This window comes from Pacificibacter sp. AS14 (assembly GCF_038899935.1).
In the GTDB taxonomy this organism is placed as follows: domain Bacteria; phylum Pseudomonadota; class Alphaproteobacteria; order Rhodobacterales; family Rhodobacteraceae; genus Celeribacter.
This window is the reverse complement of the sequence record NZ_JBBMQI010000009.1, coordinates 18,178-34,215: the sequence shown is the minus strand read 5'-3', so window position 1 is coordinate 34,215 and position 16,038 is coordinate 18,178. Positions and strand designations below refer to the sequence as shown.

Genomic DNA, 16,038 nt, shown 5'->3' with positions numbered 1-16,038 from the left:
GCATCCTTTGCAAATCTGCCAAACTTTGCTTTGTTCGCGGTTGTTGCGTCGCTATGGTGGGATGAGCCGAGGAGGAGCCTACCTGTGAAAGATATCATTCAAGAACTTCATGATCGCCGGTCCGACGCCCGTTTGGGCGGGGGGCAACGCCGCATTGACGCACAGCATGCTAAAGGCAAACTGACAGCGCGTGAACGGGTCGAGCTTTTGCTGGACGAGGGCAGCTTTGAAGAGTTTGACATGTTCAAAACCCATCGTTGTACCGATTTTGGCATGGAAGCCTCCAAGCCTGCGGGCGACGGGGTGATTACAGGCTGGGGGACGATCAACGGCCGCATGGTCTATGTCTTCTCTCAAGATTTCACTGTGTTCGGCGGCTCTTTGTCTGAAACGCACGCGGAAAAAATTTGCAAAATCATGGATATGGCAATGCAAAACGGCGCTCCTGTGATTGGAATCAATGATTCCGGCGGTGCGCGGATTCAAGAAGGCGTGGCGTCTTTGGCGGGCTACGCGGAAGTGTTCCAGCGTAACATCATGGCTTCAGGCGTTGTGCCGCAAATCTCTGTTATCATGGGTCCTTGTGCCGGTGGCGCGGTCTATTCCCCTGCTATGACGGATTTCATTTTCATGGTTAAAGACACGTCCTATATGTTCGTGACCGGTCCTGATGTGGTGAAAACAGTGACCAACGAAGTGGTCACGGCCGAAGAGCTTGGTGGTGCATCTACTCACACCAAAAAATCATCCGTTGCTGATGGAGCCTTTGAAAACGATGTGGAAACATTAATAGAAGTGCGTCGTTTGGTGGACTTCTTACCACAAAACAATCGCGATAAGGCCCCTGTGCGTCCGTTCTTTGATGATCCCGCGCGCATTGATTTGTCGCTTGATACGATCATCCCAGACAACGCGAACACGCCCTATGATATGAAGGAAGTGATTCATAAAGTTGTCGACGAGGGCGATTTTTATGAGATCCAAGCAGAACATGCCAAAAATATCATCACTGGGTTCGCCCGCATCGAAGGGCAAACCGTTGGTGTCGTAGCCAATCAGCCAATGGTGCTTGCGGGCTGCCTTGATATTGACAGTTCCAAAAAAGCTGCGCGGTTCGTGCGCTTTTGCGATGCCTTTGAAATCCCTGTTTTGACGCTTGTGGATGTGCCTGGGTTTTTGCCTGGCACCAGCCAAGAATACGGCGGCGTGATCAAGCACGGGGCCAAGCTTTTGTTTGCCTACGGTGAAGCAACCGTGCCGAAAGTCACTGTTATCACACGTAAAGCTTACGGCGGTGCCTATGATGTGATGGCCTCTAAACACCTGCGCGGTGACTTTAACTATGCGTGGCCAACTGCGGAAATCGCAGTGATGGGCGCCAAAGGGGCAACTGAAATTATCCATCGTAGTGATTTGAAAGATGCGGAAAAAATTGCAGCTCATACTGCGGATTACGAGGATCGTTTTGCCAATCCCTTCGTCGCAGCAGAGCGCGGATTCATCGATGAAGTGATCCAACCGCAGTCCACGCGCAAACGTGTGGCACGGGCATTTGCATCGCTGCGCAATAAAAAGCTCGAAAACCCATGGAAGAAGCACGACAATATCCCTCTGTAATTTGGGATAGTGTGAGGACATCATGGGAAAAATTGGAACGCATCAACAGTGGCATATGCTGCGCGCGGACGACGGAGTGTTGACGCTCTCTCGTCGTTTGCCCGCACGCTTTGATTTCGCGGCAAAAACCGTGATTTCAGGCGGTGCAAGCCTGCGCAGAGGACGAATGGCAACGCAAGTGCGCCAAGATATGTGGCGCGTGCTGCAATCTTTGCGCGGCTTTGCTCCTGTGGTTCAGGTCAAGGTGCAGGGCGATGATTTGGAGATCACCGCAGGCGGTGCTGTCGCGGGGCGTTTTCCGAAACTGCGCTCTGAGGCTTTGGTGTCTGAGGTGCTAGAGTGCCCTGATCGCCGCGCCCGTTGGACGCGCAGCGCACGGAGGGCCGTGGTATGAAGCTTGCATTGCTGTGCGCTTTGTCGCTGTCGGTCGCTTCAGCGGCCCATGCAGATCTAAGTCCGCGTGTTTTAGATGTCATCACCGTGCCTTCTGGCCAGCCTGTCACGTTTTTTGAAAGCATGCTGGATCGCCCCGCCACAGGGCTGACGGCGCGGTTTCGTTTTCTTGCGCCCGAATTGCCGCAAACGCTGACCATTTTGAGTTATGAAGAACTAGAAGCCGATATGGCCTATTTGTGCGATACCTACGCTTTGCCACGTATCGCGTCGCCTGTACCGTCAATGATCGTGATTTCCCTGTCTGAGCGTGAAACCGTTTTTGGGTCCTTTGAACCCGATGTAGCACAGGTGTTCGAGGCCTACCGCCCAGCAGACACCGTTTGTGAATGGGAGGCGTTTTAAGATGGCACCGAAATTCCACCTGTTTGACAAGGGCCCGCGACCTGTTGCGCCGTTTTCACACGCAGTCGAAGACGACGGTTGGGTAATTTTGACAGGGCAAATGCCCACTGATCCGAATGCCCCAGATGCGCCTTTGCCCGATGGGATCAAGGCACAAACGCGGCGTGTGATGGACAACCTTGCGCTGATTTTGGCCGAATTGGACCTTGATCTGAGCCATGTTGTGCAATGCAGGTGCTTTTTGACCGCTTTTGAGCGCGATTACGCTCTGTTCAATGACACCTACAAAAGTTACTTCCTCGAAGGCCAGCTTCCGGCACGCACCACGGTGGGCGTGACCGCTCTGGCTGTTGGCGCTTTGGTCGAGATAGACCTAATCGCGCGCAGACCGCAGGAGGACGCATAACATGCCACCCAAAGATTATATGCCCAAACATAAGGGTTTTCCCGGGCGCTATCCCGGCTCAGATTATCAATTCACGTTGCGCCGTGCCAACCCTAAAGGGGTGACGCCGATCAAAGCGTTGGAACGTTTCAAAGACCGCAAGCCTGTCGATAAACGTGTGGACGCGGCCTTTATCACTGCGATCTGGGAGATGTTCGGCGATCAACCGTTTGAACGCGGCAACTTGGATGCGGGGCGCTTGTCTTGGTTTTGGGGCCGCGAAATCGTGCCGGCTGATCCCGACAACTTTGATCCTGCGTCTTATGAGGCGCTGATCCAAGTCAACGTCAAGATTGCGCAAGTCACGTTTCCTGAGTTGTTCGTGGCCGACGATCCCTTTGATGCGGATGCAGAAACTGATGAGGAACCTTGGTAAAATGCGCGGATTGTCGCTGTCATATAACGCCTTTGCGCAAAAGTTTGCCCGTTTTGGGGTGACTTTTGACGTGACGCTTGCGCGAATGACAGCTGGCTTTCATCCTATTGATACCCCATGCGCTTTGACTGCATCGCGCACGGGTCAACGTTCTGTAGACCCTTCCCCTAAGGCAAGGATTGCGCCTATCGTGTGCGGTCCTTGCCTTTTTTCTTCTTTTCTCGGCGAGCTTGCGCGTCTTGCGCTGTCTTTCGCCGAAGCTGTTAATCTTTGTGGATTTCACTTTTCTAACGCTGCCTTTTTTGGCAGACTGAAAGCCAGTGCAACAAAACAAAGAGCAGTAAAATCATGCGCAAATCACTTTTTACATTCGCCCTCATCTCTGTCACAGCCCTTTCTGGCTGTTTGGACAATGACGCAGAGCGCGCAGTGGCAGGCGGCCTTGCCGGTGCGCTTGTGGCCGACGCGACTGGTGGCAGTGCTGCTGTTGGCGCGCTTGGCGGCGCTGCTGTTGGCGCGCTGTGCGACGACGCACGCATTTGTAACTAAGACACAGTTTACAGATTTGGCTTTGAGTGCGCCTTTTGGCGGACTTGGGCGTATTGAAAAAAAAGGTTTCCGAGCTGGCCAGCTCGGGAGCCTTTTTTCATGCGCATGATTTGAAATACCATCGCTGGCCGCATCATCACATGCTGGGCAGATCGATATGAAGAGAGAAAGGGAGAGCACATGTTTGACAAGATTCTTATCGCCAATCGAGGTGAGATCGCCTGCCGTGTCATAAAATCAGCGCAGAAGATGGGGATCAAAACGGTCGCCATTTTTTCTGACGCCGATAAAAACGCGTTGCATGTGAAAATGGCGGATGAGGCCGTTCACATTGGGCCTGCACCGGCCAACCAATCCTATATCGTGATTGAAAAGGTTCTGGATGCTGTGCGTCAAACAGGCGCGCAGGCTGTGCACCCAGGCTATGGATTTTTGTCTGAAAATTCCAAATTTGCCGAAGCTTTGAGTGCCGCAGGCGTCGCCTTTATCGGGCCACCTGTGGGCGCAATTGAGGCCATGGGTGACAAGATCACCTCGAAAAAGCTCGCACAAGCAGCCAATGTAAGCACAGTTCCCGGCTATATGGGTTTGATCGAGGACGCTGATGAAGCCGTAAAAATTTCTGGTGAAATCGGCTATCCTGTGATGATCAAAGCCTCCGCTGGCGGCGGCGGCAAAGGTATGCGGGTGGCTTACAATGACGCTGAGGCTCGGGAGGGGTTTCAGTCGTCCAAAAACGAGGCCGCGTCATCCTTTGGCGATGACCGCATCTTCATCGAGAAATTCGTCACCCAACCACGCCACATCGAAATTCAAGTGCTCTGCGACACCCACGGAAATGGCATTTATTTGCAAGAACGCGAATGTTCGATCCAGCGTCGCAATCAAAAAGTGATCGAAGAAGCGCCAAGCCCGTTCTTGGACGCGGCCACGCGCAAAGCCATGGGCGAACAGGCCGTCGCTTTGGCACAAGCGGTAGATTACGCCTCTGCTGGTACTGTGGAATTTATCGTCGATGGCGATCGCAATTTCTACTTTCTTGAGATGAACACCCGCTTGCAGGTGGAACATCCTGTGACTGAGTTGATCACCGGTATCGATTTGGTCGAACAGATGATCAACATCGCCGCTGGCGCGCCATTGGGCATCAAACAAGAAGACGTGCAAATGAATGGCTGGGCGATGGAAAGTCGTTTGTACGCCGAAGATCCTTACCGCAATTTCTTGCCCTCAATCGGTCGTTTGAGCAAATACCGCCCGCCCGCTGAAAGTGTCTCTGACACCTGTGTTGTGCGCAATGATACGGGGGTTTTTGAAGGCGGCGAGATTTCGATGTATTACGATCCGATGATCGCGAAACTTTGCACTTGGGCGCCAACCCGTGCCGAGGCAATCGATCATATGAGCGATGCTTTGGACGCGTTTGAAATTGAAGGCATCGGTCACAACTTACCGTTCTTGTCTGCTGTGATGGATCATCCGCGCTTTGTGTCGGGCAATATCACCACCGCCTTTATCGAAGAAGAATACCCTGATGGGTTTGAAGGCGCTGTGTTGTCTGATGCGCAAATGCGTAAAATTGCTGCTGCAAGTGCGGCGATGTACCGTGTGGCTGAAATCCGACGCACGCGCATCTCTGGCCGTATGGACAACCATGAACGCATTGTTGGCACGGATTGGGTTGTGCAGATCGGTGATCAAGATTTCCCTGTCAGCATCGATGCCGATAAAACCGGATCGAATGTCACGATGGGCGATATAGTGATGCGTGTTGAAAGCGATTGGGTGCCGGGGCAGACCTTGGCAGACGTCGCGATTGATGGCGCAAAGGTGACATTGAAAGTGGGCAAAGTGCCGGGAGGTTTCCGCATTCGCAATCGTGGCGCGGATCTCAAGGTTTATGTGCGCAGCCCGCGTGCGGCTGAGCTGTCAAAATACATGCTTGAAAAAGTACCTGCTGACACATCCAAATTGCTCTTGTGCCCAATGCCTGGATTGATCGTTAAGGTCGATGTGGCTGTTGGCGATGAGATTCAAGAAGGGCAAACGCTTTGCACCGTTGAGGCAATGAAAATGGAAAACATCCTACGTGCAGAGCGCAAAGGCGTGGTTTCCAAAATCAACGCCGCCGCAGGCGACAGCTTGGCTGTCGACGAAGTGATCATGGAGTTTGAATAACCCATGACCGATGTCGCCGCATCAATCCGTGGGCCTAAGGTCCCGCACGCGCCTGCGCCTTACCGTGCCGCGCGTGCGGCGTCTTTGATGTCTTGGATTTCTTGTTGGCGCAGTGGTGTTTTGTCGATGGCGCGTGTCAATTCGCGCAGGTCCCACGGATCGGGTTTGCGCAGCAGCACAGTCCCGTCTTTGTCGACCACAACCAAAGCAAATCCGCGTGGGCGCAATGTTTTGCGCACATCGCTGAGCGTTTCTGAATTGGTGTCTGTGAGCACGACAATATCGCGCTCAGTCAGGCGCTCAGGGCGCTCTGCCAGCAGATCCATTTGCTGGCGAAAGCTGGGATCAAGCGGGCTGTCAGCAAAGACTGCCACAACGCGGTTAGTCCATTTGAAATCTGCCAAGGTCACGCCTGCTGCATCTTGCGACAGGGACACCGAAATTGGTGCTTCTTGTGCAAAGGCAGCGGGCGTTACGCTGATAAGAACTGCGCCTAGGGCGCTGAGAAATATGTGTTTCATCGATCCTCCGGTCCCTTTCTATATAGGGCATCTTGCAGGATTTACCAAGATTACCACCAAGTGTTTTGCTGCAATGGCCCTGCAGTCACACACGTTTGAAAGGGACCTCTCATGACCGATAGAAAACTCTGGACTGAACTTGCCAGCAAAGAGCTTCGGGGCAAGCCTGTGGATAGCCTCGCGTGGGAAACGCTGGAAGGCATCACGGTCAAACCGCTTTACGATGAAGACGACATCAAAGACTTGCCCCATCTTGGCAATACGCCTGGCGCGGCACCGTTTACGCGCGGTGTGAAGGCGACGATGTACGCAGGCCGCCCATGGACCATTCGCCAATATGCGGGCTTTTCCACGGCAGAGGAATCCAACGCATTCTACCGCAAAGCCTTGGACGCAGGCCAACAGGGCGTGTCGGTCGCCTTCGATTTGGCCACCCACCGCGGCTATGACAGTGATCATCCGCGTGTCGAGGGTGATGTTGGCAAAGCGGGCGTGGCGATTGACAGCGTCGAGGATATGAAAATCCTTTTCGACGGCATTCCGTTGGATAAAATCTCTGTTTCTATGACCATGAATGGTGCCGTGATCCCGATTTTGGCGTCTTTTATTGTGACCGGTGAAGAGCAAGGCCACGACAAAGCGCTGCTCGCGGGCACCATTCAAAACGATATTCTCAAAGAATTCATGGTCCGCAACACCTATATTTACCCGCCAGAGCCATCAATGCGCATCATCGCGGATATTATTGAATACACTGCCAATGAGATGCCGAAATTCAACTCGATCTCGATCTCTGGCTATCACATGCAAGAAGCTGGCGCGAACTTGGTGCAAGAGCTAGCCTTTACCTTGGCCGACGGGCGCGAATATGTGCGCACGGCGATCAAAGCGGGCATGGATGTCGATAAATTTGCCCCACGTCTGTCGTTCTTTTTTGCCATTGGCATGAATTTTTTCATGGAAGCGGCCAAGCTGCGCGCTGCGCGTTTGTTGTGGACGCGGGTGATGGATGAATTCGAACCAAAGTCGGAAAAGTCCAAGATGCTGCGCACCCATTGTCAGACCTCTGGCGTGTCGTTGCAAGAACAAGACCCTTACAACAACGTGATCCGTACTGCTTATGAGGCGATGTCAGCGGCTTTGGGCGGCACGCAGTCTTTGCACACCAATGCATTGGATGAAGCCATTGCTTTGCCAACAGAATTCTCTGCCCGTATCGCGCGCAACACCCAGCTGATCTTGCAAGAAGAAACTGGCATCACCAATGTCGTCGATCCACTCGCCGGCTCTTACTACGTGGAAAGCCTGACTGCTGAGCTCGCTGACAAAGCTTGGGCCTTGATGGAAGAGGTCGAAGACATGGGCGGCATGACCAAAGCGGTCAACACTGGCATGCCCAAATTGCGTATCGAGGAATCTGCGGCCAAACGCCAAGCTTTGATCGACCGCGGCACTGAAGTGATCGTTGGCGTGAACAAATATCGCAAAGACAACGAAGACCCTATCGATATTTTGGACGTCGACAATGTCGCTGTGCGCTTGAGCCAAATGGCGCGGCTTGAGAAAATTCGCGAAACGCGCGACGATGCGCTGGTGTTGGAAACCCTGTCCGATCTGGAAGCGGCGGCACAAACGGGCAAAGGCAATCTTTTGACTTTGGCGGTTGAGGCAGCGCGAGCAAGGGCCACAGTGGGAGAAATTTCCATGGCGATGGAAAAATCATTTGGACGTCACCGCGCAGAAGTGAAAACTTTGGCGGGCGTTTATGGTGCTGCCTATGAAGGCGACGCGGGCTTTGCGCAAATTCAAAAAGACGTTGAATCTTTTGCGGAAAAAGAAGGTCGCCGCCCACGTATGCTGGTGGTGAAAATGGGTCAAGACGGTCATGATCGTGGTGCAAAAGTCATCGCGACCGCCTTTGCCGATATCGGCTTTGATGTCGATGTCGGCCCGTTGTTTCAAACACCTGCCGAGGCTGCTCAAGACGCCATAGACAATGACGTGCACATCGTCGGGATTTCGTCGCAAGCGGCAGGGCATAAAACACTCGCGCCGAAATTGATCAATGAACTCAAAGCCCAAGGGGCAGGAGACATCATAGTAATTTGCGGTGGCGTCATTCCGCAGCAAGACTATGCGTTCTTGCAAGAGGCCGGCGTCAAGGCGATCTTTGGCCCTGGCACCAATATCCCTGTGGCTGCGCGCGAGATCCTGGAATTGATCGGCGGGTAGAGCGTATAAAAGAAAAGGGCATGATGCATGTCGGGTCCTTTTTGGCTTTTCATTCTCCTGCTACAGGGTCACCATGCTTAAAAACAACACGACGTTGGTGTTGTTAGATCCCGTATACTATTTTTGGTGACCTATGCCGTATGAATTAGACCATTTGGTGGTGTGCGCCTCCGATTTGAGCCAAGGACGCCTTTGGGCCGAAGGGCTTTTGGATGTGCCGCTTGAATCCCGTGGCGCCCATGCGCACATGGGTACACACAATCACGTCGTGCGCCTTGACGTTGGGTCCTATATCGAAGTGATTGCGACTGATCCCGATGCGCCCAAACCGGAGCATCCGCGTTGGTTTGGATTGGACGATGTTGGTGGTCCGCCAAAGCTGTCAAATTGGGTGATCCGCTGCGATGATCTGGATGAAGCATGGGAACGCGCTCCTGCCACAGTTGGGCGGATTATGTCGTTTGAGCGTGGCGACTACGCATGGCGCATGTTGGTGCCTGATGATGGTAATCCGCTGTTCGATGGCTGTTTTCCGACCTTTATTGAATGGCAATCATCGCACCCCGCGGCACAGTTGCCGCATCGTGACCTGCGATTGCGCCGACTGAAATTGACACATCCGCACGCAACTGATTTGCGTGCAGCTCTTGCACCTTTTGTGCAAGCGATGGAAAATGTCTCTATTGGCGAAGGCGCGGTGGCATCTTTGCAAGCAGAAATTGGATCAGCCTCAGGGGAGATTTGGATCGCATGACACTTCGTACGGCAACACCTGCAGACGCGAGCGCTTTAAAGGCGATCATGAAACCTGTGATCGAAGGCTCTACAGCGACCTTTTCGTCGGTGGAACGCAGCGTCGATGAATGGGCCGCCTTGATCGAGGCACGCCTTAAAGACGGGCGCGCATTCTATGTGGCCGAAGTCGACGGGGTTGTGGCCGGGTACGCCACATACGAACAGTTTCGTGGTTCCAATAACGGCTATCGGTACACGATGGAGCATTCCGTTTACCTAAGTGATGCTGCGCAAGGACGTGGATATGGGCGCATTTTGCTGATCACCATCGAAGAACACGCCCGCGAGGCAGGGCACAAATCGATGATCGGTGTGATCGATGGCGATAACACGGCCTCTATCGCGTTCCATGAGGCGCTAGGATACAAAGAGGTCGGTCGCATTCCGCAGTCCGGTTTTAAATTTGATCGTTGGTTGGATGCGCTGTTCATGCAAAAGATGCTTTGAATTTCAGCGGGTCTGCCTGTGTAGCAATTCATCATGAGTTTGTGACCTGACAGTCAGCCGCATTTTCGTTAGAGTATTTTCATGTCCATTTGGTTCCGCATATTAGACGCCATCGCGGCGTTGCGCGCTGGCGAAAGCTTGTCTGCAGTTTTTGATCGTCTGCGGTCGGAGCCTGAGCAGCGCGTAGGTTTTGCCATTGCAGTGATCGCTTTGGGCGCCAAAATGGCCAAGGCTGACGGGCTTGTGACGCGCGCGGAAGTGACAGCTTTTCGCGAAGTTTTCGATATATCCAGTGAAGATGAGGTCGCAGCTGGGCGCGTGTTCAACCTTGCCCGTCAAGATGTTGCAGGGTTTGAAGACTATGCCAAACGCGTAAAAGCTATGTACGGCGACAATTGCACGCCACTTTTCGATCTTTTGGATGGGCTGTTTCATATCGCGATGGCCGATGGCGAATACCACCAGAAAGAAGACGCGTTCTTGCACCGTGTGGCCGAGATTTTTGAAATCAGTGAGCGAAGATTCCGCATTATTCGCGCGCGGTTTGTCCCTGACGCAGAACGCGATGCTTATGACATTTTGGGGGTCGATCCAAATATGGCGTTTGAGGATATCAAATCGGCATATCGCGGTCTTGTCCGTGAAACTCATCCGGACAAGATGATTGCGCGTGGTGTTCCGCCAGAGGCGGTGCAAATGGCGACACGACGTTTGGCTGAGATCAATGGCGCATGGGAAGAAATTGCTTTGGAACGCGCAAACTAGTGCGCATCGCCACCTATAATGTGGAATGGTTTGACGCGCTGTTTGACGCGCAAGGCACACCGCTTTTGGATGGTGCTTGGTCGCGTCGACACGATGTTAGACGCATTGATCAATTGAATGCATTGGCAAAGGTGTTCACCGCGCTAGATGCCGATGCGATCATGGTGATTGAGGCGCCAGATACGTCACGTAAGCGCGACACGGTGCAAGCGCTGGAACAATTTGCAGATTTTGCCGGTATTCGCGCACGCGCGGTTGTCACGGGGTTTCTTAATGACACGCAGCAAGAGATCGCGCTGCTCTACGATCCTTTGATATTGCGCGCCAAACATGACCAGCGTGGTTCCGACGACGGCCCACCTGTGTTCGATTCAGTTTATCACCTTGATATCGACACGGATATGAACCGTGATCCCATCTCGTTTTCAAAGCCTCCTTTGGAACTAGCCATGCAGGTGCGTGAAACAGGGTTTTCCTTTCGGATGATCGGCGTTCACGTGAAATCCAAAGCGCCCCATGGTGCGCGAAACCGCGATGAAGAAATCCGCATTTCCATTGAAAACCGTCGCAAGCAGCGGGCGCAGTGTATTTGGTTGCGCGAAAGGATCGAGCGGCATTTGATTGCTGGTGATCCTTTGATTGTCCTTGGGGACTTTAACGACGGGCCTGGCCTGGACGAATTCGAAGCCCTGTTTGGGCGCTCAGGTCTTGAGATTGTGATCGGAGAAGGCGTGGGGGGCGCGCTTGAGGATCAGCGCTTGTTTGATCCACATGCGCGGATGGCGATGGCGCCGCGTGCGAGCGCTGCTCCCACAACGTCTCGGTTTTTTATTCGCCATGAAAATCGATATCTGTCGGCTTTGTTGGACTACATTATGGTATCAAAGGATTTGGCTCCGATAGGCGCGTGGCGGATTTGGCATCCCTTTGATGATCGCGCGTGTTATGAGGATGTCGATTTGCGCGAAGCTTTGGTGACTGCCTCAGATCATTTTCCGGTGACCTTGGATTTGGATCTCACAAACGTGGGTCTGGATTTAAAGAATGGGTGAAATTTTAAATTTGCAGCACTATAATAAGTTTATGAAACAGATTTTGCGTCATACCGTTTTTGCGCTGGTGATCCTACCAAGCTTGGCTTTGGCCGAGGATACACCAGAAGATCAGGCTGACACGCCTGATGATGGCTTCGCACTTTTGCGAGATGGCGCAGAATTGCTGATGCAGGATCTATTCGCTCATCTCGCGCCTGCGCTGAAAGGGTTCGAAGCATTCGCACTTGAACTTGAGGCCTATGAGCCTCCTGTGATGCTGCCCAATGGCGATATTTTGATCCAGCGCAAGACACCCAAGGACGCGGACATAGGAAAGCAAGCTGCGCCCGTGCTGCCAATCCCGCGTCAGCCAATCGAAAGTGATTCCATGCCGGATGACGACATCGAGATTTAGCTTTTGGCGTGTTTGATTTGCGTGTTTGCGCCAAGCGAAGAGGCCAATGACATGAACCGCGCCTCGGACACTTCTCCAAACAGATCAATCGCTTCAGGGCGCAGCGTCAAAATTAGCTCCTTTTTCTTTGGAAAATAGCTGAGTTTCGCGATTTCATCGGGTGCATCAACTGCGATCATCGCGCCAAATCGCATAGCCTTGCCAAGCACTTCTGCGTTTTGAATTTCCTTGTCTGATAGCATTTCAATGAGCGGCGCAAAGTTCGAACCTTCGCGGGAGTTTTTATAGCGATGTAGTAAGGCCAGCCCCAAAAATACACGTTCCTTATGAGTCAGCCCGCCAAGGTTTGCACGTGTAGCATTGTCAAAGCAAACCTCTGCGCGATAATCGGGATGTGCACGCCATGTCACATCGTGCAGCAAGCACGCGGCCCGGATCAGTCGCATTTTATGGTATTCGCGGGCCCTAAAAATAGGTTCGATGAATCTGTGCAGGCGCTTACCTACGCCAGGAATTCTGGCGTCTTTTTGTTCGGCAAAACGGCAAGCTTCGATCAAAGGATCGCGGGCACGCACAGAAGCCGGCATTTGCTCGTACAGCAGGCCTTCGCGGATGCCATAGGATGAAATACAGATTTCTTTGGGTCTAAACGTCAGCACCAATTGGCGCAGCACTTCCGAGGCAATCGGCACCAAAGCCATACGCGCAGACGATGTGCCGGTTTTGGCGCGAACGTCTTCAAGATTATTTGTGCGGATGTACTGAATCGTCTTGCTCACATCGCGTACGGACATCCGATATTCATGCAAAACATGCAGCGGATATCCGCGGCGTTCCATATCGATCCGCGCGATGGCGCGCCACGATCCACCGACCAAATAGATACGTTTATGATCCGTACCCATCGTTTCGGCCAAATCCGCCATGATGGGCTTGATGTGGTCTTTGATGCCTTTGCGTCCGCCTTTGAGACCTTGCAGTTTCAATGGACCAAGGGGGGAGGTGATGCGCTTGCCCACCTCGCCATCGCCCACCACAGCCAGTTCCATAGAGGAGCCGCCAATGTCACAGATCATTCCCTTTGCGTCAGGCCAACCTAACAAAACGCCTTGTGCTGACAGACGGGCTTCTTCTTCGCCGTCGATCACCCAAAGGTTCAGGCCGGTCTCCTGCAGTATTTCCTCCCGAAATGCAGGACCGTCCTGAGCCTCCCGCACGGCGGCTGTGGCAACAGCTGTCAGCGGGGGGATTCCCATACCCCGTGCGAGTTTTTGAAACCGCTTGATTGCGGACAAGGCACGCGCCTTGCCTTTGGGATTCAATAACCCCGTTTCGCGCAGTCCAGCGCCCAAACCACACAGGATTTTTTCATTGTAAAAATACGCAGGGCTGCGCGCAGCCCCATCAAATACAACCATACGCACCGAGTTGGACCCGACATCGACAACGCCTACACGTGACAAGGCACGCGCATCTTCGTCAAGGAAAAGCGGACGTCCAAACACGCCCCATTCGCTTTGAGCAGCTGCTAGTGTCAGCGCTGATTTAGGTGTCGGCAAAATGTCTTCCCCAGTGGCTGTGGTGCAGACTGCCAAATCAAAGGCAGTGCTGTCAATCATTGAGCACGTTTACGGCTGTCTTTCTCAAGTCAGTTTGTGCGCGCGAGGTTAAAGGTTTGTATGTGTAAGCTCAGGCACGTCCTTGACGCCAGCAGAGCCGCGACCCGATAGCGACGGGTGTTCCATAAAGAACTGGTGGCACGAAAAGGGTATAGCATCCGAATCGAGTTCGGGACGCTGCCAAGTGCCGTCACCCGCCAAGATCCAGCTTTGCGCAACATCGGCCATGTTCGCGGCCATGATTTGCTGAAGAATTTGCGCTTTTACTGTGGGGTTATTGATTTCGACCAGTGTTTCTACTCGGCGGTTGAGATTTCGTCCCATCCAATCTGCGGATGACATATAGACATTTGCTTTTTTCGACGGCAGGCTTTTGCCATTGCCAAAGCAAACGATGCGCGAATGTTCCAAGAACCGCCCAATGATGGATTTGACACGGATATTTTCTGACAGGCCTTTCACGCCAGGGCGCAGGCCACAGATGCCGCGGATGACAAGATTAATTTTGACACCGTCTTGGCTCGCAGCATAAAGCGCGTCTATCACTTTTGGCTCGACCAAGGAATTCATTTTGGCCCAAATTTCGGCAGGTTTTCCCGCGCGCGCAAATTCTGCTTCGCACGCAATCCCTGCCAAAAGGTCCCTTTTCAAAGTGTGCGGTGAAATTGACAGGTTTTCTAAGCCCTCTGGTGGCGCATAGCCCCCAATGTAGTTGAACACCTTCGTTGCGTCTCGGCCCAAAGCAGCATCACATGTGAAAAAGCTTAAGTCAGTATAGATCCGCGCCGTAATCGGGTGATAATTGCCAGTGCCAAAATGCGTATATGTCACAAGCTTTCTACCTTCTCGACGCACAACGGTAGAAATTTTCGCATGGGTTTTGTAGTTGGTAAAGCCGTAGACAACATGTACACCGGACCGCTCCAAGCGGCGTGACTGACGGATGTTGGCGGCCTCGTCAAAGCGAGCTTTCAGCTCGACCAATGCTGTGACCATCTTGCCATTTTCAGCCGCTTCGCAAAGCGCCGACACGATCGGGCTATCATGAGATGTTCGATACAAAGTCTGTTTGATCGCTACCACGTTCGGATCATTCGCCGCCTGTGCCAAAAACCGGATCACAAGGTCGAATGTCTCATATGGGTGATGTAGCAAAATGTCCTTTTGTGTTATCGCTGCAAACATATCGCCTTCGTGATCTTGGACGCGCTCTGGTACGCGCGGCGTATAGTTCGGCCATTGCAAATCCCTGCGTGTGCTTAGAACCAGCCCCTTCAGGTCCGCCAACCCCAGCATGCCTGGAACCTCAACGATTTCGTCTTCAGACACGCCCAATTGCTCTTTGATTGTCGTGCGCAACGCATCTGGAGCACCTTGAGATATTTTTAACCGCACCACTTCACCACGACGTCTGCGTTTGAGAGCCGTTTCAAATTCACGGACCAAGTCTTCTGCCTCTTCTTCGACCTCAAGATCACTGTCGCGCAGAACGCGAAAGGTGCACGACCCTTCGGCAGAATAGCCCGGAAACAGCTTGCGAATGTAAATCAGAAGCAGGTCTTCGAGTGGTAAAAAACGGTCCGCAGTCTCAGGAGTTTCTGGCAGGCGAATAAAACGGTCAATTAGGGCTGGAATCGGCAACAGAGCCTGCAACGAACGTCTGTCTTTATCTCGCACCATCTGTAGCGCCAACACAAAACCAGAGTTTGGCACAAACGGAAACGGATGTGCGGGATCAATGGCCAATGGCGACAAGACCGGAAACACTTGCGTCAAAAACACATCGCGTAGATGGTTCAAATCATCTTCGGTTAAGCGATCTGGCGTCAGTATTGAGATGCCTTGCAAATGCATTTCACTGCGAATGTGTTCCCACGCGGTTACCTGTGCGGCCAGTAATTGGCGCGCATCTTTTGAGATCAGCGCCAATTGTTCTGCGGGTGAGCGACCATCCGCAGCAGGTGTCGTGTTGCCAGCTTTGGCCAATTCACGTAGGCCAGCAACACGCACAGTGTAGAATTCGTCCAAATTGGCTGCAGAAATAGACACAAATCGCAACCTTTCTAGCAATGGCACACGGGGGTTTTGCGCTTCCCCTAAAACACGCCAGTTGAATCCCAGCCAACTCAATTCACGATTGAAGAACCGCTTGGGTCCCTCAAGGCTTTCCGCGGGCAAATCTGTAGGCTCAGGAAAAGGCGCATTTAGAAAATCTGTTAATGTCGTCAATGTCATACCACGTGCGTT

At 52.8% G+C, this 16,038-nt stretch carries 16 protein-coding genes; 13 read left to right on the top strand and 3 right to left on the bottom strand.

The features are described 5' to 3' along the window. Positions 1–84: 84 nt before the first annotated feature. The 7 genes from WNY38_RS10325 to WNY38_RS10295 all read left to right on the top strand — a co-directional run bounded on the left by WNY38_RS10325 (position 85) and on the right by WNY38_RS10295 (position 5,963). Positions 85–1,617, top strand: coding sequence for an acyl-CoA carboxylase subunit beta (locus WNY38_RS10325; RefSeq protein WP_342857261.1), 1,533 nt, complete (start codon positions 85–87; stop codon positions 1,615–1,617). Positions 1,618–1,639: 22 nt separating this feature from the next. Beyond that, positions 1,640–2,011 carry a hypothetical protein gene (locus tag WNY38_RS10320; protein ID WP_342857260.1) on the top strand — a complete coding sequence of 124 codons (372 nt, stop codon included), beginning with the start codon at positions 1,640–1,642 and terminating at the stop codon, positions 2,009–2,011. Further along, positions 2,008–2,415, top strand: a complete 408-nt coding sequence (locus tag WNY38_RS10315; protein ID WP_342857259.1) for a DUF6497 family protein — start codon at positions 2,008–2,010, stop codon at positions 2,413–2,415. The genes WNY38_RS10320 and WNY38_RS10315 overlap by 4 nt, the downstream gene beginning before the upstream one ends. Position 2,416: 1 nt before the next feature. Next, entirely contained in the window at positions 2,417–2,821 is a 405-nt protein-coding gene (locus WNY38_RS10310; RefSeq protein ID WP_342857258.1) for a RidA family protein, read from the top strand. Between the two features lie 19 nt (positions 2,822–2,840). Continuing rightward, entirely contained in the window at positions 2,841–3,236 is a 396-nt protein-coding gene (locus WNY38_RS10305) for a hypothetical protein (protein WP_342857350.1), read from the top strand. A 348-nt stretch (positions 3,237–3,584) separates the two neighbouring features. Then, positions 3,585–3,785, top strand: a complete 201-nt coding sequence (locus WNY38_RS10300) for a hypothetical protein (protein WP_342857257.1) — start codon at positions 3,585–3,587, stop codon at positions 3,783–3,785. A 180-nt stretch (positions 3,786–3,965) separates the two neighbouring features. Continuing rightward, the gene (locus tag WNY38_RS10295; protein ID WP_342857256.1) at positions 3,966–5,963 is read left to right on the top strand and encodes an acetyl/propionyl/methylcrotonyl-CoA carboxylase subunit alpha; all 1,998 of its coding nucleotides are present in this window, start codon (positions 3,966–3,968) and stop codon (positions 5,961–5,963) included. 59 nt (positions 5,964–6,022) lie between these two features. On the opposite strand, the gene WNY38_RS10290 is transcribed toward WNY38_RS10295, so the two are convergent. Continuing rightward, positions 6,023–6,484: a DUF4174 domain-containing protein gene (locus WNY38_RS10290; RefSeq protein WP_342857255.1), complete on the bottom strand. Its 462-nt coding sequence runs from the start codon at positions 6,482–6,484 to the stop codon at positions 6,023–6,025. A gap of 111 nt (positions 6,485–6,595) precedes the next feature. Here WNY38_RS10290 and scpA point away from each other — a divergent pair, with 111 nt between their 5' ends. The 6 genes from scpA (at position 6,596) to WNY38_RS10260 (ending at position 12,172) form a co-directional block, all read left to right on the top strand. Continuing rightward, complete coding sequence (scpA, locus tag WNY38_RS10285; RefSeq protein ID WP_342857254.1) at positions 6,596–8,716, top strand: methylmalonyl-CoA mutase; 2,121 nt, start codon at positions 6,596–6,598, stop codon at positions 8,714–8,716. 133 nt (positions 8,717–8,849) lie between these two features. After that, entirely contained in the window at positions 8,850–9,470 is a 621-nt protein-coding gene (locus WNY38_RS10280) for a VOC family protein (RefSeq protein WP_342857253.1), read from the top strand. After that, on the top strand, positions 9,467–9,958 hold the full coding sequence (locus WNY38_RS10275; RefSeq protein WP_342857252.1) for an N-acetyltransferase family protein: 492 nt from the start codon (positions 9,467–9,469) through the stop codon (positions 9,956–9,958). The genes WNY38_RS10280 and WNY38_RS10275 overlap by 4 nt, the downstream gene beginning before the upstream one ends. A gap of 81 nt (positions 9,959–10,039) precedes the next feature. Beyond that, the gene (locus WNY38_RS10270) at positions 10,040–10,723 is read left to right on the top strand and encodes a TerB family tellurite resistance protein (RefSeq protein WP_342857251.1); all 684 of its coding nucleotides are present in this window, start codon (positions 10,040–10,042) and stop codon (positions 10,721–10,723) included. Further along, positions 10,723–11,775 (top strand): endonuclease/exonuclease/phosphatase family protein, encoded by a 1,053-nt coding sequence (locus WNY38_RS10265; protein ID WP_342857250.1) that lies wholly within the window; start codon positions 10,723–10,725, stop codon positions 11,773–11,775. Before WNY38_RS10270 ends, WNY38_RS10265 begins: the two co-directional genes overlap by 1 nt. Beyond that, positions 11,768–12,172, top strand: coding sequence for a hypothetical protein (locus WNY38_RS10260; RefSeq protein WP_342857249.1), 405 nt, complete (start codon positions 11,768–11,770; stop codon positions 12,170–12,172). Before WNY38_RS10265 ends, WNY38_RS10260 begins: the two co-directional genes overlap by 8 nt. Here WNY38_RS10260 and WNY38_RS10255 read toward each other — a convergent pair. Next, complete coding sequence (locus WNY38_RS10255; protein WP_342857248.1) at positions 12,169–13,791, bottom strand: Ppx/GppA family phosphatase; 1,623 nt, start codon at positions 13,789–13,791, stop codon at positions 12,169–12,171. The genes WNY38_RS10260 and WNY38_RS10255 overlap by 4 nt on opposite strands. Positions 13,792–13,839: 48 nt before the next feature. After that, positions 13,840–16,026 (bottom strand): RNA degradosome polyphosphate kinase, encoded by a 2,187-nt coding sequence (locus tag WNY38_RS10250; protein ID WP_342857247.1) that lies wholly within the window; start codon positions 16,024–16,026, stop codon positions 13,840–13,842. Positions 16,027–16,038: the final 12 nt, after the last annotated feature.